The organism is Lactococcus sp. dk101, from assembly GCF_009601055.1.
In the GTDB taxonomy this organism is placed as follows: domain Bacteria; phylum Bacillota; class Bacilli; order Lactobacillales; family Streptococcaceae; genus Lactococcus.
In genome coordinates this window covers 12,956-30,462 of the sequence record NZ_WITI01000016.1, presented here as the reverse complement: position 1 = coordinate 30,462, position 17,507 = coordinate 12,956, and the positions used below count along the sequence as shown (strand labels likewise).

18 protein-coding genes are annotated in these 17,507 nt (G+C 39.7%); 11 read left to right on the top strand and 7 right to left on the bottom strand.

Annotation, left to right across the window (positions count from 1 at the left end; all coding sequences use genetic code 11):
• The first annotated feature begins 2 nt into the window (after nucleotides 1-2).
• The 4 genes from pyrF to GHI45_RS09875 all read left to right on the top strand — a co-directional run bounded on the left by pyrF (nucleotide 3) and on the right by GHI45_RS09875 (nucleotide 3,098).
• A complete protein-coding gene (pyrF, locus tag GHI45_RS09890; protein WP_147780615.1) occupies nucleotides 3-722 on the top strand; it encodes an orotidine-5'-phosphate decarboxylase in 720 nt (239 codons plus the stop codon).
• 262 nt (nucleotides 723-984) lie between these two features.
• On the top strand, nucleotides 985-1,461 hold the full coding sequence (locus tag GHI45_RS09885; RefSeq protein WP_147780616.1) for a GNAT family N-acetyltransferase: 477 nt from the start codon (nucleotides 985-987) through the stop codon (nucleotides 1,459-1,461).
• Nucleotides 1,462-1,474: 13 nt separating this feature from the next.
• Nucleotides 1,475-2,803, top strand: coding sequence for an amino acid permease (locus GHI45_RS09880; RefSeq protein WP_147780617.1), 1,329 nt, complete (start codon nucleotides 1,475-1,477; stop codon nucleotides 2,801-2,803).
• Nucleotides 2,804-2,864: 61 nt separating this feature from the next.
• Nucleotides 2,865-3,098: a serine hydroxymethyltransferase gene (locus GHI45_RS09875; protein WP_147780618.1), complete on the top strand. Its 234-nt coding sequence runs from the start codon at nucleotides 2,865-2,867 to the stop codon at nucleotides 3,096-3,098.
• Nucleotides 3,099-3,154: 56 nt separating this feature from the next.
• Here GHI45_RS09875 and rsmG read toward each other — a convergent pair whose 3' ends face one another.
• The 6 genes from rsmG to GHI45_RS09845 form a co-directional block, all read right to left on the bottom strand.
• A complete protein-coding gene (gene rsmG, locus GHI45_RS09870) occupies nucleotides 3,155-3,871 on the bottom strand; it encodes a 16S rRNA (guanine(527)-N(7))-methyltransferase RsmG (RefSeq protein ID WP_147780619.1) in 717 nt (238 codons plus the stop codon).
• Nucleotides 3,868-4,827 (bottom strand): polyprenyl synthetase family protein, encoded by a 960-nt coding sequence (locus GHI45_RS09865; protein ID WP_147780620.1) that lies wholly within the window; start codon nucleotides 4,825-4,827, stop codon nucleotides 3,868-3,870. Before GHI45_RS09865 ends, rsmG begins: the two co-directional genes overlap by 4 nt.
• Entirely contained in the window at nucleotides 4,818-5,348 is a 531-nt protein-coding gene (locus GHI45_RS09860; RefSeq protein WP_147780621.1) for a Gx transporter family protein, read from the bottom strand. Before GHI45_RS09860 ends, GHI45_RS09865 begins: the two co-directional genes overlap by 10 nt.
• A complete protein-coding gene (locus GHI45_RS09855) occupies nucleotides 5,345-5,731 on the bottom strand; it encodes a NusG domain II-containing protein (protein WP_147780622.1) in 387 nt (128 codons plus the stop codon). The genes GHI45_RS09860 and GHI45_RS09855 overlap by 4 nt, the downstream gene beginning before the upstream one ends.
• A gap of 114 nt (nucleotides 5,732-5,845) precedes the next feature.
• The gene (gene galU, locus GHI45_RS09850) at nucleotides 5,846-6,763 is read right to left on the bottom strand and encodes a UTP--glucose-1-phosphate uridylyltransferase GalU (protein WP_147780623.1); all 918 of its coding nucleotides are present in this window, start codon (nucleotides 6,761-6,763) and stop codon (nucleotides 5,846-5,848) included.
• Nucleotides 6,764-6,926: 163 nt separating this feature from the next.
• A complete protein-coding gene (locus tag GHI45_RS09845; protein WP_147780624.1) occupies nucleotides 6,927-7,940 on the bottom strand; it encodes an NAD(P)H-dependent glycerol-3-phosphate dehydrogenase in 1,014 nt (337 codons plus the stop codon).
• A 244-nt stretch (nucleotides 7,941-8,184) separates the two neighbouring features.
• On the opposite strand from GHI45_RS09845, the gene GHI45_RS09840 reads away from it, so the two are divergent.
• The 7 genes from GHI45_RS09840 (at nucleotide 8,185) to GHI45_RS09810 (ending at nucleotide 17,028) form a co-directional block, all read left to right on the top strand.
• Nucleotides 8,185-8,787 carry a 5-bromo-4-chloroindolyl phosphate hydrolysis family protein gene (locus GHI45_RS09840; RefSeq protein ID WP_228386063.1) on the top strand — a complete coding sequence of 201 codons (603 nt, stop codon included), beginning with the start codon at nucleotides 8,185-8,187 and terminating at the stop codon, nucleotides 8,785-8,787.
• Nucleotides 8,788-8,882: 95 nt separating this feature from the next.
• Nucleotides 8,883-10,052, top strand: coding sequence for a toxic anion resistance protein (locus GHI45_RS09835; RefSeq protein ID WP_147780625.1), 1,170 nt, complete (start codon nucleotides 8,883-8,885; stop codon nucleotides 10,050-10,052).
• A gap of 143 nt (nucleotides 10,053-10,195) precedes the next feature.
• A complete protein-coding gene (gene nagA, locus GHI45_RS09830) occupies nucleotides 10,196-11,344 on the top strand; it encodes an N-acetylglucosamine-6-phosphate deacetylase (protein ID WP_147780626.1) in 1,149 nt (382 codons plus the stop codon).
• Nucleotides 11,345-11,604: 260 nt separating this feature from the next.
• Nucleotides 11,605-12,627 (top strand): 6-phosphofructokinase, encoded by a 1,023-nt coding sequence (pfkA, locus tag GHI45_RS09825; RefSeq protein WP_147780627.1) that lies wholly within the window; start codon nucleotides 11,605-11,607, stop codon nucleotides 12,625-12,627.
• A 71-nt stretch (nucleotides 12,628-12,698) separates the two neighbouring features.
• Nucleotides 12,699-14,231 (top strand): pyruvate kinase, encoded by a 1,533-nt coding sequence (gene pyk / locus GHI45_RS09820; protein WP_147780628.1) that lies wholly within the window; start codon nucleotides 12,699-12,701, stop codon nucleotides 14,229-14,231.
• 121 nt (nucleotides 14,232-14,352) lie between these two features.
• Nucleotides 14,353-15,885: a pyruvate kinase gene (pyk, locus tag GHI45_RS09815; protein WP_147780629.1), complete on the top strand. Its 1,533-nt coding sequence runs from the start codon at nucleotides 14,353-14,355 to the stop codon at nucleotides 15,883-15,885.
• Nucleotides 15,886-16,050: 165 nt separating this feature from the next.
• Complete coding sequence (locus GHI45_RS09810) at nucleotides 16,051-17,028, top strand: L-lactate dehydrogenase (protein ID WP_147780630.1); 978 nt, start codon at nucleotides 16,051-16,053, stop codon at nucleotides 17,026-17,028.
• Between the two features lie 51 nt (nucleotides 17,029-17,079).
• On the opposite strand, the gene GHI45_RS09805 is transcribed toward GHI45_RS09810, so the two are convergent.
• Nucleotides 17,080-17,496, bottom strand: a complete 417-nt coding sequence (locus tag GHI45_RS09805) for an EamA family transporter (RefSeq protein ID WP_147780631.1) — start codon at nucleotides 17,494-17,496, stop codon at nucleotides 17,080-17,082.
• Nucleotides 17,497-17,507: the final 11 nt, after the last annotated feature.

Here is a 17,507-nt window from a genome sequence, read left to right as displayed (position 1 = left end):
CAATGAGAGAAAAAAGACCAATCATCGCACTTGATTTTCCAACACACGAGGCAGTTGCTGAGTTTTTAGCTCAATTTCCTAGAGAAGAAAAACTTTATCTTAAAATTGGGATGGAATTATTTTACGCAGAAGGCCCACAAATTGTCAAACAGCTAAAAGTACAAGGACATCAAATTTTTCTGGATTTGAAATTGCATGACATTCCCCATACAGTCGAATCAGCCATGAAAGTGTTAGCAGGGCTTGGTGTCGATATGACCAACGTTCATGCGGCAGGCGGTTCTGAAATGATGAAAGCAGCCAAGAATGGATTGATTGAAGGAACGCCAATGGGTCAACCTGTTCCTAAGTTGATTGCTGTGACGCAACTCACGTCAACATCGGAAGCTGGCATGAAAAAAGACCAAAATATCCAGACCAGTATTCAAGCCTCTGTAGTTCACTATGCCGAGCGGGTGGCATTTTCTGGTCTTGACGGTGTCGTCTGTTCGGCACAAGAAGTAGGCCTTATCAAACAAGCCACAAACGCTAACTTTGTCTGTTTGACACCAGGTATCCGGCTCAAAAATAAAGAACAAGCAGATCAAAAACGCGTCATGACGCCAGAGGAAGCTCGAGCAATCGGCTCAGACTTCATCGTGGTTGGACGCCCCATTACACAGGCAGAAAATCCTTTGCAGGCCTATCGAGAAATCTTTGAGGCGTGGAATAGGGAAGTTTAGTTTTTCAGAAAATGTTCAAATACTTGCAATTATTTTTGCGCGTGCTATAATATAACTTATCAAAACACAGGAGGAGAACACAAATGGCGACACTACAATTTAACCAATCATATTATTACTGGTGCAGATAGTTGTGTGTAGCGTTGGCTAGATACAACTTTTGAGATTTCTCAAAAAGTATCTACGCCAGTGATTCTCTTAAAACCGAGTCGCTTGCGATTCGGTTTTTCTTTTTGGGAAATTTTAAAAAAGGAGGAATACAATGGATTTTTTAATTGCAAAAAATGAAGAAATTGACGAGATTTATCAGCTCATTAATCTGGTGTTTACACCATTCTTAGAAAAATATCGCGATGATGATGTGAATCCTGCTAAAATGACGAAAGACAGATTGTTTGAAAAAATGAATGATGAGTTTTCAGATTTTTATGTCCTAAAAGAGAATCAAATAATTATCGGATTGGTACGACTCGTTCATGTTACATGGGACTTTGCTGGCCAAGATAAATATCATATTAGCCTTGTCGGTATTCATCCAGATTACCAAAATCAAGGGCGTGCGCAGGAAATGTTTCAGTACATCGAACGCAATCATCATCCGAAAGACGGCTTTGAGCTGGTGACCATTTTGCAAGAGGAACGCAATATTCATTTGTATGAAAAGTTAGGCTACTCAAAAGTCGGAGAACTGATTCATCATAATTCTCTGCAAGACTTTGTTACTTTAGTAAAAAAATAAAAAGGAAAAAATTTTGGAAAACAATCAACAAACATTGAAATCTTCAATGAAAACACGGCATGTTGTCATGTTATCTTTAGGTGGTGCCATTGGTGCGGGCCTATTCGCAGGTTCATCGAGTGCCATTCAGGCTGCCGGCCCATCGGTTATATTAGCGTATTTATTAGCGGGACTGATTTTATTTGTCGTCATTTACGGTGTGGGGCAGATTGTCCTTCATCAAAAGACCAAGTCGCTTGGCATGTCAGGTATTGTTAGTCCTTATTTGGGTGAACGCTTTGGTCATTTTACTGACTGGGTTTACTGGGCAGATTCGATGGCAGTTATGGTAGCAGAAGCGGCAGCAATTGCTCAATTTTTACATGTCTGGTGGCCACAAGTGCCAAACTGGGCCTTTGTCTTGGGCGTTGCAATCTTGACGCTTGGAATCAATCTTTATTCCGTTCGTGTCTTTGCGGAGACAGAATACTGGCTGGCTTTATTGAAGGTGCTGGTCGTTATCCTTTTAATCGTCATTGGCTTTTGGTTTTTGATGGTTCAAGTCTTTCATCTCGGCTTCCAATCGGGCTTATCACAGATGAACCAACATGGTGGATTTATGCCAAATGGTTACAAAGGAATTTTCAATGCCATGTTAATGGTCATCTACTCATATGGCGGTTCTGAGTTGATTGCCATCACCGTTTCTGAAGTTGAAAATCCAAAAGAAGCTATTCCCAAGGCCATTCGTGGCGTGATGAGTCGAATTGTTGCCTTTTATGTGATTCCTATGTTCTTATTTCTTGAATTGTTCTCATGGCAATTTTTGAGTACTACAAAAGCAAGTCCATTTGTCTTGATTTTTGATAAATTCGGAATTCCATTTGCTGGAGATTTGATCAATTTAGTCATTATCTTGGCTTTGTTCTCGGTCATCAACTCTATGATTTACGCGACATCACGTTCACTTTATGCACGTGTTCAAGGCAGCAAGCATGGGTTTGGTCGCTACTTGAGCCAGCTATCTACACGTCAGGCACCTGTGCGTGCCATTGCCTTTTGTACAGGTGTTCTCTTTGCTGGCGTTGTCTTATCTTACATTTTTGGCAATGCTTTGTTTGACATTATGGCTGGTTCAATTTCATACACGGTTTTAATTACTTGGATGATGCTCCTTTTGGCCTCAATCGTCTTTTATTTCCGTGAAGGAATGGCAGTTTGGAAAAAGATTGTCAGTCTTATCACCTTGGTCATTTTACTTGTCATAGCTTACAATTTAGTCATCTCAAATCCGATTGGAATTACACTTTTTGCTCTAGTTGTCTGCTTTTTAAGCTTTATCAGTTTTTCTAAGTCGAAGTAATTGTAAAACTATTCAAAATAGTGTATAAATAATGTATTCCAAAAGAATGTGAGGGCTTCAAATGAAATTAACAAAAAATCAACAAGAATTGCTTCACATCATGTATCGTGTGATTTTGGACACGCGTATCACTGAAATGGAGCGCCTCTTGTTTACCAAGACCAAGAGTCAAATTGAATTTGGCCGTACCTTTGACAAAGAATTGAATGCATTATTAAATGAGTTGGATTTTATTCCAAACTCTATAAGTACTAGGGATTTTCGTGATGAAGTCCTAAAACGTCTGCCAGTATAAGCTGTCAGAGCTGACAAAAAAAAGAGCCGAGGCTCTTTTTTTATTGTAAATGACTTTCATTTGATGGGACTCTTATTTGGTGTTCCTGCTTTACGTGGGTATTTCTTTGGCGTTTCCTTTTTCTTTTCAATGATAGCGATGTGGCGTTCGTCACCGTTTGGCAATTCGTAAGCAATCTCTTTTTCAAATTTGCTTCCTAAAATGGCAATGGCGTGTTTGGCTTCCGTCAATTCATCTTCAAATTGAGCAGCTTTCAAAGAAAGCAAATGCCCGTTTTTCTTTAAAAATGGAATGGTCAGCTCTGACAGGACAGATAAGCGGGCAACCGCGCGGGCTGTTACAATATCAAACTGGCCACGATAAGCAGGATTTTGTCCAAAATCTTCTGCACGACCGTGAAGCAGTTCAACCTGTTCAAGTCCCAGTTCTTGACTGAGAAGTTCTAAAAACTTAATCCGTTTGTTGAGCGAGTCAATAATCGTAACTTGAAGTTGCGGGAAAATAATTTTCATGGGTAAGCTAGGAAAACCAGCACCAGCACCAATATCAAGAATTTTAACAGGTTGATTTTCAATCAATCCGTACAAAATGGGTGCGACTGAGTCATAGAAATGTTTTAAATAAACTTCTGATTTCTCAGTAATGGCAGTCAAATTGATTTTTTCATTCCATTCAACAAGGCGTTCAAAATAGTGTTCAAATTGAGTCTTTTGTTGGTCTGACAGGTCAATGTCAAAAGTGGCAAGTAAAGCATAAAATTCGTCAGGTGTCATAGGGCTCTTTCTAGTAATTTGGTTGTGATTTTAGCAATGATGCCTTTATTTTCATGATTGGGCAATTTTTTGATTAAATTTAAGGCAAGAGTGGTGTAATTACTTGCCAAAGCTTTTGTTTTTTCAAGGGCAGAAGATGTTTGAATATAAGCATAAAGTTCTTCATATGCTTGATTTTTGATGAGCATTTCCACATGCGCTCGGTTTTCAGCCAATGCAAACAATACAGGTGCTGAATAAATCCCTTGCTTGATGTCCTCAAGGACTGGTTTTCCCAAAGTTGAGGCATCAGAAGCATAGTCTAAATAATCGTCCATGATTTGAAAGGCAATGCCAATGTTCATGCCGATTTTATTGGCTAAACTGGCGAGGCGATTGTCCTTTTCGACCAGAGGAGCAGCACAAGCTGACAAAGCAAAAAGTTCGCCCGTTTTACCTGAAATATTGACCAAATAATCGTCAATCGTTTGCGTCAAATCAAAATGATTTTTGAGTTGGCCAAGTTCGCCACCTAGAAGGCGATCCATTGAGTCAATGTGTCGCACCAGATGATCGGTTTCAAAGGTATGTGTCGCAAGTAATTTGAAAACTGCCACAAACAAATAATCACCAGCATAAACCGCAATTTCTGGATTATACTTGGCAGATAAGGTGGCAACACCACGACGGACATCAGCCTGGTCAATAACATCATCATGAATGAGGGTTGCCGTGTGGAGCAATTCAATACTTGCTGCAAGTGCCAGTTGATTGTCTAATTCCATCTTTGTAAATCCAGCAAATAAGAGCAAATAAGCAGGACGGAGTCTTTTTCCGCCTGCATCAATCAAATCAAAAATAGCTGAACGAATGTCTTTATTTTTGACTTTAATTTGCTTTTTCATCAAATCTGTCACTTGATCCAGTTGACGTTCAATAAAGGGGTAATCATTCCAATAGTTATTTTTTAGGTCCATTGTTTACTTTCTTTTGCTAATAAATCATGTATGGGTTTAATTCGTGACATCAGTTGATTGCCACCAATGCCGATTGCAAAGCCTGCTAGCATGCCAAAAAAAGCCAGCCAGGGCAAATAAAGCATGACAGAAGTAGTTTGCGCCAGTAAGGAGGCAACGGTTATTTGTCCAAGATTATGGAAAAAACCACCCACGACGGAAATCCCAATTTTTGAGACTAATCGAGGGCCAAATTGCTTCATGGCATACATCATCAGCAATGACAAAACGCCCCCCGCTGCCGAATAAATAAAGACAGAAAAACCAGTAAATAAAGCGGTTATCAATAAGCGTAAAACTTCCATTGCCCATACTTTTCGCCAGTTGAGTGTGAAAATAGCAATCATCATGACTAAGTTGGCAAGGCCGATTTTTGAGCCAGGTGCAAATGCGAAGAATGGTGGAAACCAAGACTCGACGATCCCCATGACAACGGCAACAGCTGTCAGCAATGACACGTAGACATATTCTTTAATGTTCATGTTGTATAATCAACCCCGTCATTTTTAGACCCACTCATGACTTCAATTACGAGACTATGGGGCAAACAAACGGCAGTTTGTCCGACTTGGGATATCCAGCCCTTATGGACGGCAATTTGGTCAGGTGAATTATCAGCCTTGTCCCGAATTTTTCCGTCTTTGACCTCAATGATATTCCAATTCCCATTTTTAGCACGATAAGTCCAAGTTGTGTTTTGCGTCAAATCAAATGTTTTAACCACTGAGCCATTGACACGGACTTCAGCAGTAGCACCAGCCTCAGCTTTTGGTAAAAAGGCAAGCACAGAAAAACTTGACAAGAATAAAAAAACAATGATGACTAAATCAAGGGGTTTAATTTTTATCTCTTTTAGAAATTTCATTACTCTTAATCATAGCACAAAACTGCAAAATTTTCATCGAAAAGTTAAAAAGAATGACGGCTTTTACTAGAAAAAAACTAAGAAAATCAATAAGATTTCTTAGTTTTGATTGCTTTATTTTTTAGGTGCTGAAAGTTCAATTCCTTTTTGGATGATATAAGCCTTCAAGGCATCTTTGATTTGTGGGTGTTGCAGACCATATTCGATAGAAGTTTCAACAAAACCGAATTTGTCCCCTACGTCATAGCGTTTACCTGTAAATTCATGAGCGAAAACGCGTTGTGTTTTGTTCAATGTTTCAATGGCATCTGTCAGTTGAATTTCACCACCCGCACCAGGTTTTTGATTTTCCAAAACATTGAAAATTTCTGGTGTCAAGAGGTAGCGACCGATGATAGCAAGGTCTGATGGCGCTTGGTCAACGGAAGGCTTTTCAACGAATTTGTCAACATTGTACAAGTCTTTAGCAACTTTTCCACTAGGGGCAATAACACCGTATTTATCAACTTCTTCGTGAGGCACTTTCATAACAGCGATTGTTGAGGCGTGAGTTTTACCATAATCATCAATCAAATCTTTGGTCAAAGGAGTTCCTTCACCCATGATATTCATCAAATCATCACCGAGCATGACAACAAATGGTTCATCTCCAACAAATGCCTTGGCTTGCAAGACTGCATGACCTAAGCCATTAGGATGACTTTGGCGGATGAAGTGTAAGTTGATGTCTGTTGTTTCTTCAACAAGTTTGAGTAATTCAGTTTTTCCTTTTTCACGGAGGTTTTCTTCAAGTTCAACATTTGAATCAAAGTGATCTTCGATTGGACGCTTTGCTTTACCTGTTACGATCAAAATATCTTCAATCCCAGATTTCAATGCTTCTTCAACGATAAACTGAATGGTTGGTTTATCAACGATTGGAAGCATTTCTTTAGCGATGGCTTTCGTGGCAGGTAAAAAACGAGTTCCTAAGCCAGCGGCAGGGATTACGGCTTTACGCACTTTGTAATTTTGATTTTTTAGTTCAGTCATTGCAACTCCTCTATGTTTTCTTAATTTTATTTAATTTAATGATACAGAAGCATAAACAAATGAATTTTTTCGAGAAAACAAAAGAAAATTCGATTTATTTAATTAAATTATAATGTTTTTATAATAATAAATCAATTTATTTTGAATATCAAATAAAAATGACTTAAAATTCATTTTCCGCGCGGGTTTCGCGACGCATGATTTCAAGAATTCCAGTCTTGGGATCCAAATTTTCATATAGAACTTGATAAATGGTTTCGGTAATCGGCATATCAATGCCCATCGTTTGAGCCAATTCATAAGCCACTTTCGTTGTTGAAACACCTTCAATAACCATGCCCATGTTGCTTTCAATATCCGCTAATTTTTCACCACGGCCAATTGCATCACCTGCACGCCAGTTTCTTGAGTGGATTGACGTTCCTGTAACAATTAAATCACCGACACCAGAAAGTCCGATATAAGTGAGGGGTTCAGCACCCATTGCGACACCCAGACGTGTGATTTCAGCAAGTCCACGTGTGATGATAGCTGCTTTCGCATTGTCACCAAAACCAAGCCCATGAAGTGCTCCAGCACCAACGGCGATGATATTTTTCAATGCCCCTGCAGTTTCAACACCGATGACGTCTGTATTCGTATAGAGACGGAAATAATCATTGCTGAAAATATCTTGAGCATATTTTGCTTCATTAAGATCTGAAGAAGCAGCAGAAATTAATGTAATGTCACGGACAATGGTTTCTTCTGCATGAGAAGGACCGGAGACTACAACGATTTCACCACGATATTGTTCAGGAATTTCTTCTTCAAGAACAGTCGAAATCCGTTCGTGCGTCCCTTGTTCAAGTCCTTTTGACGCATGGAAAATGTGAACCTTATGCTTGAGTACTTGTGCCACTTGCTTGGCAACCAAGCGGGTTACTTTAGTAGGAACAACGAAAAGAATGCCATCAACGCCATCAAGTGCCGCTTCCAAATCAGAATATGCTTTAATATTTTCATCTAAAACGACATCTTTAAAATAACGTTGATTTGTATGCTTACTATTGATTTCTGACATTTGTTCAATATTATTTCCCCAAATCCGAACGTCATGACCGTTGTCATTTAGGACTTGAGAAAGGGCTGTTCCCCATGAGCCAGGGCCAAGGACAGCAATTTTTTGGTGATTCATTAGATGAGTTCCTCCACGAAATTCTATGTAAATCAAATTTTGAAGAACGCTCACGAGTTGATAAGCGATTTCATAAGTATTTATCCAGTCCTATTTTATCACATTCTGATTTAAAAATCATACCAAAGTATGATTTTGGTTTAAGAAAATATGGTAAAATAGAATCATAGCCCAAGGGTTATTGAAAAGGAAAATGAAACTTGCAAAAGCAAGCAAATAAGATAACAGACGAGGAGAATGTACTATGGCAGAGAATTTAATCATGTTGGACGGAATGCGTGGAGGACGAATGAGTCTTTTCTTCACAATCCTTTTCATCATTATCATTTTTCTAATGGTGAAAATAATCATCGGCGTGAGCCTCTCAAGAAAAGGCGAACGGCCAACGCGTGATAAAGCCATGAATTTAAAAGTTAACATGGAACGTTACCATGACGCTGGCTTATCAGACAGCGATATTAAGATTTTCCGTGAAAATTTGGCAGAAGCGAAAACAAACATTGAAACTTGGGAAAAGAACATGAAACGTAGCGACGATTTGCAAGTGGTTGAGTCCGTAACAGGTGGACTTGAAGCCAGCAAATTGACCTTCAAATACATTGTTCAAAACCCACAAGAATTGACTAAACAAAATGATTTCCTCTATAAAAACTTGCCAAATATGGTCAAACTTACTGATAAATATTTGGCAATGAAGAAACAATCCGTTCAATCAGAAGAAATTTCGCGTGATATTGACGAAACCTTACTTTTGGTTAAAACCTTGTCCACTCAGATTTCAAAAAATTATCACGAAATTTTGATGGACGATGTCAACATCATCAAACATGAAGTCAAATTTGACTAATGCTTGCCATTAAAACTTGTCAGCACTGACAAAAATGTGTATAATTCTGTCATAACGGTTGACAGAATTATTTTTAAAAGAAGAAGGAAAAAAACATGGGAAATCCAGTATTAGATGATTTAATTAACCAAGACACAGGAACAAAGTCGGTCGATCTACTCAGTGAAAATCAGCAAACCGAACTTGTAAAAATGAAGAAGAATGCAAGTTTACGTGCCGTGGACACCTTATCAGAAGAAGAGTTAGAAAAAGCAAAAGCCTTGTCGGAGCAACTTGATGAGAATACATCACAATCTGTCATTGCTTACGGTGCTAACGCGCAAGATAAGATTTCGGCCTTTTCTCAAAGCGTCCTCAACAAAGTCCAAGCACAAGATTTGGGCGAAGTTGGTGGCTCTTTGACTGATTTGATGTACAATTTGCAACAGGCCAATCCGAATGAACTGGTTTCTGAAAACAAGGGTGTTTTCAGTAAAATGTTTGGAAAAGTCAAAAAATCAATTTTTGAAGTAACGCAAAAATACCAAAAAATTGGTGCCGGGATTGATAAAATATCTGCCAAATTAAACAATGAACAAGCTGGCTTACTCCAAGATAATGAAACGCTTGATCAACTTTATGATGAAAATTTGAACTATTTCAAGGCCTTGAATGTTTACATTGCTGGGGCAGAGCTGAAAATTGACCAAATGGAACAAGAAGTGCTTCCACAAGCCCGTCAAGAAGCCAAAGAAACAGCAGAAAATTCATTGGCTGTCCAAAAAGTAAATGATTTGGAAGCCTATAAAAACCGCTTGGAAAAACGTACCCACGATTTACGTTTGGCGCGTCAGTTGACCATTCAACAGGCACCACAAATCCGCTTGATTCAAAATACAAATCAGGAATTGGCTGAAAAAATTCAAACGTCGATTAATACGGCGATTCCGCTTTGGAAAAACCAAGTTGCTATTGCACTGACCTTGTTGAAACAAAAAGACGCTTTGACAAGTCAACGCATTGTATCTGAAACAACCAATGATTTATTGAAGAAGAATTCAGAAATGCTTAAAAATTCAACGATTGAAGCGGCTATCGAAAACGAACGTGGCTTGATTGATGTCGATACACTCAAATTAACACAACAAAATCTGGTGGATACCATTCAAGAAACCTTACGTATTCAATCTGAAGGACGTGAGAAACGTCAGCAAGGCGAATTAGAATTGGCCAAGATGGAAGAAGAGATCAAACAAAAACTGCTCCAGCTTTCAGATAAAAAATAATAAGTAATAAAAAATCAGCTGATCAAGTTGATTTTTTTTGTTGTCAGAGCTGACAGAAAAAAGCAAATTGGTTTATACCAATTCATTGACAAAAGCGTCAATTTTTGCTAAAATTTAAACAAATATAAGGAGGCAAGGACTAAATGTTGTATTATATCAAAGCAGATCAATTTTTCTATCCCTATGATGTTAAAAAAGGGGGCTATCTAGAAATCAAAGATGGCAAATTTGGCGAGTGGATGGCTCAAGTGCCTGAAAATGCAGAGGTTGTAGATTATTCAGGGCAATGGATTGCACCGGGGCTTGTGGACACACACATTCATGGCTTTGGTGGGGCAGATTCGCAAGATGCAGAAGTTGAAGGCATCATGGGAACCATGTCAGAAGGCTTGCTTTCAGCAGGTGTAACCAGCTTTTTCCCAACTCCTTTGACGGATTCACATGAAGGATTATTAAAGTGCTGTGAAGTCATTGGAGAACATTATGCTGAAGCACGTGGGGCAAAAGTGCGAGGGATTTTCTTTGAAGGGCCATTCTTTACCGAAGAACATAAGGGCGCTCAAAATCCTAAATACATGCGTGACGCTAAAATGTGGGAAATCGATGACTGGCAAAAGGCAGCGCATGGCATGCTTAAGAAAGTTGGCCTTGCACCAGAGCGTGACGGTTCAGAAGATTTCATTCGCAAAGCGACACAAGCTGGCGTTAAAATTGCGCTTGGTCACTCAAATGCAACTTATAAAGAAGCTGTTGCTGGTATTGAAGCGGGTGCTTCCATTTGGATTCACACCTTTAATGGTATGTCAGGGCTGACACATAAGGAACCAGGAATGGTTGGAGCTATTTTGAACACACCAAACACCTACGCTGAATTGATTTGTGATGGGCACCACGTTCGTCCAGAAGCAGCGGAAATCGTCATGAAAATGAAGGGTGCAGACCATGTTGTTTTGATTACAGATTCGATGCGTGCGGCTGGTTTGCCAGACGGCCCATATATGCTTGGTGAATTTGAAGTTGAAGTGCGTGATGGCGCTGCTTGGTTACCAACTGGCCGTCCTGCAGCCTCAATCTTAACGCTTAGTACAGCAGTCAAGAACGTAGTTGACTGGGGAATTGCAACACCTGCAGAAGCGGTCATGATGGGTTCTTTGACACCAGCTAAATCAGTAGGATTGGATGATGTCTGCGGTCAAATTAAAACAGACTATGCAGCTGATTTTATTGTTCTCAATCAGGACATGTCTCTTGCAGCAACTTATCTTGATGGTAAAAAACGCTATCAGGCCTAAAATAACAAAAGTGAAACTTGTTCGAAAGGACAAGTTTTTTTATTAAAATTTTCAGATATTTTAATAAAACGTTTGAAATAATAAGACAAATTCTAGGAAAATAAATTTTTGTGAAAATGTAAACGTTTAAAGCACTTTTGCATGAGATTTTTTTTCAAATCCATGCTATAATATAAGAGATAAAGAATGATTTCACGCAGTGAGGTCATTTAGTGAAGTGAAATTCACACAAGATAAATATTTCGGAGGACAATTCTCTAATGAAACGCATTGCAGTTTTAACTTCTGGTGGTGATGCACCAGGTATGAACGCAGCTATCCGTGCTGTTGTTCGTAAAGCAATTTCTGAAGGCATGGAAGTCTACGGCATTAACTACGGTTATGCAGGGATGGTTGCCGGCGATATCCACAAACTTGACTCAGCATCAGTTGGTGACAAAGTTGGACGTGGGGGAACTTTCCTCTACTCAGCTCGTTTCCCTGAATTTGCGCAACTTGAAGGTCAACTTGCAGGTATCGAACAACTTAAAAAATTCGGCATCGAAGGTGTCGTTGTTATTGGTGGGGACGGTTCTTATCACGGCGCAATGCGTTTGACTGAACACGGCTTCCCAGCAGTTGGATTGCCTGGAACAATCGATAATGATATCGTTGGAACAGACTACACCATTGGTTTTGATACAGCCGTTACAACAGCTGTTGATGCCATTGACAAAATCCGTGATACATCATCTTCACACCACCGTACTTTCATCGTTGAAGTAATGGGACGTAATGCAGGTGATATCGCGCTTTGGGCAGGAATTGCCTCAGGTGCAGATGATATCTGTATCCCAGAAAAAGAATTCAAATTTGAAAACATCGTTAACAACATCAAAAAAGGCTATGAAAAAGGTAAAAACCACCACATCATCGTCGTTGCTGAAGGTGTCATGTCAGGTGAAGAATTTGCAATGAAGCTTAAAGCTGCAGGTGATGACTCTGACCTCCGTGTTTCTGTTCTTGGACATATTCAACGTGGTGGTTCACCAACAGTTCGTGACCGTGTTATCGCTTCACGTATGGGTGCCCGCGCTGTTGAATTACTCCGCGATGGTATCGGTGGTGTTGCTGTAGGTCTTCACAACGAAGAACTTGTTGAAAGTCCAATTCTTGGAACAGCTGAAGAAGGCGCCTTGTTCAGCTTGACTGAAGATGGTGGCATCAAAGTTAACAATCCACATAAAGCAGGAGAAGAACTTTATAAACTTAACTCTGCTTTGAACAATCTTAACCTTAACTAATTAACCCAGTTAATCAACCCTGAGCCTTGACGGCGAAGGAATTAAAAATATTACATAGGAGAAAAACACTAATGAATAAACGTGTTAAAATCGTCTCAACACTTGGACCAGCAATTGAAGTTCGCGAAGGAAAAACTTTCTTTGATAAAGGTTTTTGGGCTGGAGATCTTGATGTTGAATCAACAGCTAAAAAAATCGCTGAATTGATTGAAAACGGAGCTAACGTTTTCCGCTTTAACTTCTCACATGGTGACCACGAAGAACAAGGTAACCGTATGGCTGCTGTTCACCGTGCAGAAGAAATTGCTGGACGTAAAGTTGGATTCTTGCTTGATACAAAAGGCCCTGAAATCCGTACTGAAGTTTTCTCAGATACAGCTAAAGCTGATTCAGAATTTGATGGCGAAGGCAACTTGTTTAATTACAAAGTGGGAGACAAACTCCGTGTTGCTACAAAACAAGGACTCCAATCTGAAAAAGACATGCTTGCATTGAACGTTGCTGGTGGTCTTGATATCTTTGATGATGTTGAAGTTGGAAAACGTATCCTTATTGACGATGGTAAATTGGGTCTTTTGATTGTCGGCAAAAACACAGCAACTCGTGAATTCGAAGTTGAAGTTGAAAATGACGGCGTTATCGCTAAACAAAAGGGTGTTAACATTCCTGGAACTAAAATCAACTTCCCAGCACTTGCTGACCGTGATGATGCAGATATCCGTTTTGGTCTTTCACAAGGCATCAACTTTATCGCTATCTCATTCGTTCGTAAAGCAGCTGACGTTCTTGCTGTACGTCGTATCTTGGAAGAAACTGGACACACTGGTGTTAAACTTTATCCAAAAATCGAAAACCAACAAGGGATTGATAACCTTGACGAAATCATCGAAGTTGCTGACGGTATCATGATTGCCCGTGGTGACATGGGTATCGAAGTACCATTCGAAATGGTTCCAGTTTACCAAAAAATGATTATCTCTAAAGTTAACAAAGCAGGTAAGACAGTTATCACTGCAACTAACATGCTTGAATCAATGACTTACAACCCACGTGCGACACGTGCTGAAATCTCTGACGTTTTCAACGCTGTTATCGACGGAACTGATGCAACAATGCTTTCAGGTGAATCAGCAAATGGTCACTACCCAGCTGAATCAGTTAACACAATGGCTAAGACTGCAATGAATGCACAAACAATGCTTTCAGAATATGGCCGTCTTCGTCCAGACCGTTACGACCGTACTTCTGTAACAGAAGTTGTTGCAGCAGCTGTTAAAGATGCCGCAAATGCAATGGATATTAAATTGATTGTTGCTTTGACTGAATCAGGTGCAACTGCACGTTTGATTTCTAAATACCGTCCAGATGCTGACATCTTGGCTGTTACATTTGACGAAAAAATCGAACGTAGCTTGACTGTTGTTTGGGGTGTTATCCCAATGTTGGCTTCTAAACCATCATCAACTGATGATATGTTTGAAGTTGCAGAAAAAGCAGCACTTAAATCAGGCCTTGTTGAATCAGGCGATAACATCATTATCGTTGCTGGTGTACCAGTTGGTTCTGGTCGCACTAACACAATGCGTATCCGCACTGTTAAATAAAGAACTTGAAGGAGTCTTTGCATGAGTGCAAGGACTCTTTCTGTTTATCTTTTGTAATGTAAATCTGTCAAAAATAATGAAAAACAGATCCTGATGGTCTGTTTTCAATGGGGTGAATCATATGAATAAACGTGTAAAAATTGTCTCAACATTAGGGCCAGCGGTCGAAATCCGTGGCGGAAAAACCTTCCTTGAAGAAGGATATTGGGACGAAACGCTTGATATTGAAGCATCTGCTAAGGTCATTGCAGAACTTATAAAAAATGGAGCTAATGTCTTTCGTTTTAATTTCTCTCATGGCGATCACCAAAGTCAAGGTGAATTGATGACTGCTGTACGTCGTTCCGAAGAAATTGCAGGAAAAAAAGTTGGCTTCCTCTTGGATACTAAAGGGCCAGAAATCCGTACGGAACTTTTCTCTGCAGCAGCGAAAGCGGATCCTAGCTATGACGCTGAAGGAAATTATTTCAGCTATGTCACTGGTGACAGCCTTCGTATTGCGACAAAACAAGGCTTGCAATCAGATAGAAATACAATTGCGCTCAATGTTGCGGGTGGAATTGATATTTTTGATGAAGTTGAAGTCGGCAAACGTATTTTGATTGACGATGGAAAACTTGGCCTGACAATCACAGCTAAAGATGCTGAAACGCGCGAATTTGTGGTTGAAGTTGAAAATGATGGCATCATTGCAAAACAAAAAGGTGTCAACATTCCAAACACTAAAATTCCTTTCCCAGCCCTTGCTGAACGTGATGAAGATGATATTCGTTTCGGTTTAACTGAAGGCATCAACTACATTTCGATTTCCTTTGTTCGTACTGCAAAAGACGTTCAAGTCATTCGTGATATTTTGATTGAAACAGGAAATGAACATGTGCTCTTGTTCCCTAAAATTGAAAATCAAGAAGGAATTGATAACATTGATGAAATCATCAAAGCAGCTGATGGTATCATGGTTGCTCGTGGGGATATGGGAATTGAAGTACCATTTACACGTGTTCCTGTTTATCAAAAATCAATCATCAGAAAATGTGCTCATGCAGGAAAACCTGTCATTACTGCCACAAACATGTTGGAATCAATGACTTACAATCCTCGTGCCACACGTTCTGAAATTTCAGATGTCTTCAATGCCGTTATTGATGGAACAGATGCAACCATGTTGTCTGGTGAATCCGCAAACGGACGCTACCCTGCACAAGCCGTTAAGACAATGGCTGAAGTTGACATGGAAGCTCAAAACATGCTCAAAGAATATGGACGTCTTAATCCTGACAATTATACTCGTCATGGTGTGACAGAAGTTGTGGCATCAAATGTTTTGAATACGACGCGTTCAATGGACATTAAACTTGTCGTTGCCTTGACAGAAACAGGAAATACGGCGCGCTTGATTTCTAAGTACCGTCCAAATACGGATATTTTAGCTGTCACTTTTGACGAAAAGGTAGAACGTGCCTTGCTCATCAACTGGGGCGTTATTCCTTTGCTGACAGACCGTCCTGCATCTACTGATGATATGTTTGACGTTGCTGAACGCGCTGCTGTACGCTCTGGTCTCGTGGCTTCAGGCGATAATATTGTTATCGTTGCTGGTGTCCCTATCGGGTCTGGTCGTACCAACACTTGTCGTATCCGTACCGTTCGTTAAACGGAAAAAAGGAACTCTTTTCGGAGAGTTTTTTTATCTTCAGACAATTTTGACAAAGATTGTATAAAGACTTGTTCATCATATCACATACATGACAAACCAATCAATTCATGCTATAATATATCTTGTAAATAAATTTACAAAGATGAAAGGATAGTTTAAACTATGGCAGAGAAACAACGTAAAAAAGTAATTCTTGTTGGTGATGGAGCTGTTGGTTCCTCTTATGCGTTCGCACTTGTTAACCAAGGAATCGCACAAGAACTTGGAATTGTTGATATTGTTAAAGACAAGACTGAGGGGGATGCAATGGATTTATCACACGCCTTAGCATTTACTTCACCTAAGAAAATATATTCCGCAGATTATTCAGATGCAAAAGACGCAGACTTGGTTGTTCTGACTTCAGGAGCTCCACAAAAACCAGGCGAAACACGTCTTGATTTAGTTGAAAAAAATCTTCGTATCACGAAGAGCGTCGTTACTGAAATTATGAAATCCGGCTTTAATGGTATTTTCCTCGTTGCAGCAAATCCGGTTGATATTTTGACTTACGCCACATGGAAATTCTCAGGACTTCCAAAAAATCGTGTCGTTGGTTCAGGTACATCACTTGATACTGCACGTTTCCGTCAAGCTTTGGCAGAAAAAATTGATGTTGATGCTCGTTCGGTCCATGCTTATATCATGGGTGAACATGGGGATTCAGAATTCGCAGTTTGGTCACATGCCAATGTGGCAGGTGTTAAATTGGAACAATGGTTCCAAGAAAACAAATATTTGAACGAAGAAGAAATCGTTGGTTTGTTCGAAGGTGTTCGTGATGCAGCATATGAAATTATTGCTAAAAAAGGTGCCACTTTCTATGGTGTTGCCGTAGCGCTTGCGCGTATTACAAAAGCAATTCTTGATGATGAACGTGCAATCTTGCCAGTTTCTACTTTCCAAGATGGCTATTATGGCGTTTCAGATTGCTATTTGGGACAACCTGCAGTCGTTGGTGCTGAAGGGGTTATCAATCCAATTCACATCCCATTGAACGATGCTGAAAAACAAAAAATGCAAGCATCTGGTGAACAATTGAAAAATATCATCGATGAAGCATTCGCAAAAGAAGAATTTGCTTCAGCTGTCAAAAACTAAATGAGAATAATAAAAACCAGATAGAATCTGGTTTTTTTGTCAGCTCTGACATTATTTGTTAAATGAAATTAAGAGAACACCTGCAGCAATCAATATGCCTCCAATGACAACTGGAAAGGTCACGCGTTCACGTAAAACGATAAAGGCAAGCAACATACCAAAGACCACAGATAAGTTATCTACTGGGATGACTTTTGATGCTGGGCCAAGTTGTAAGGCCCTGTTGTAAGTGAGCCAAGAAGCGCCTGTAGCGAGCCCTGACAGGCATAAGAAGATAATGTTACGTTTGTTCAGACTTGTAAAATCAGGCTTTCCTGCCATGAAAACGACTAACCAAGACATGGCTAAGACGACAACCGTTCGAATTGCGGTTGCCAAATTTGAACTGACACCATTGATCCCAATTTTGACGAGAATGGCTGTCATGGCTGCGAAAACAGCAGATAAGAGGGCATAAATAAACCACATAATTTTTCTCC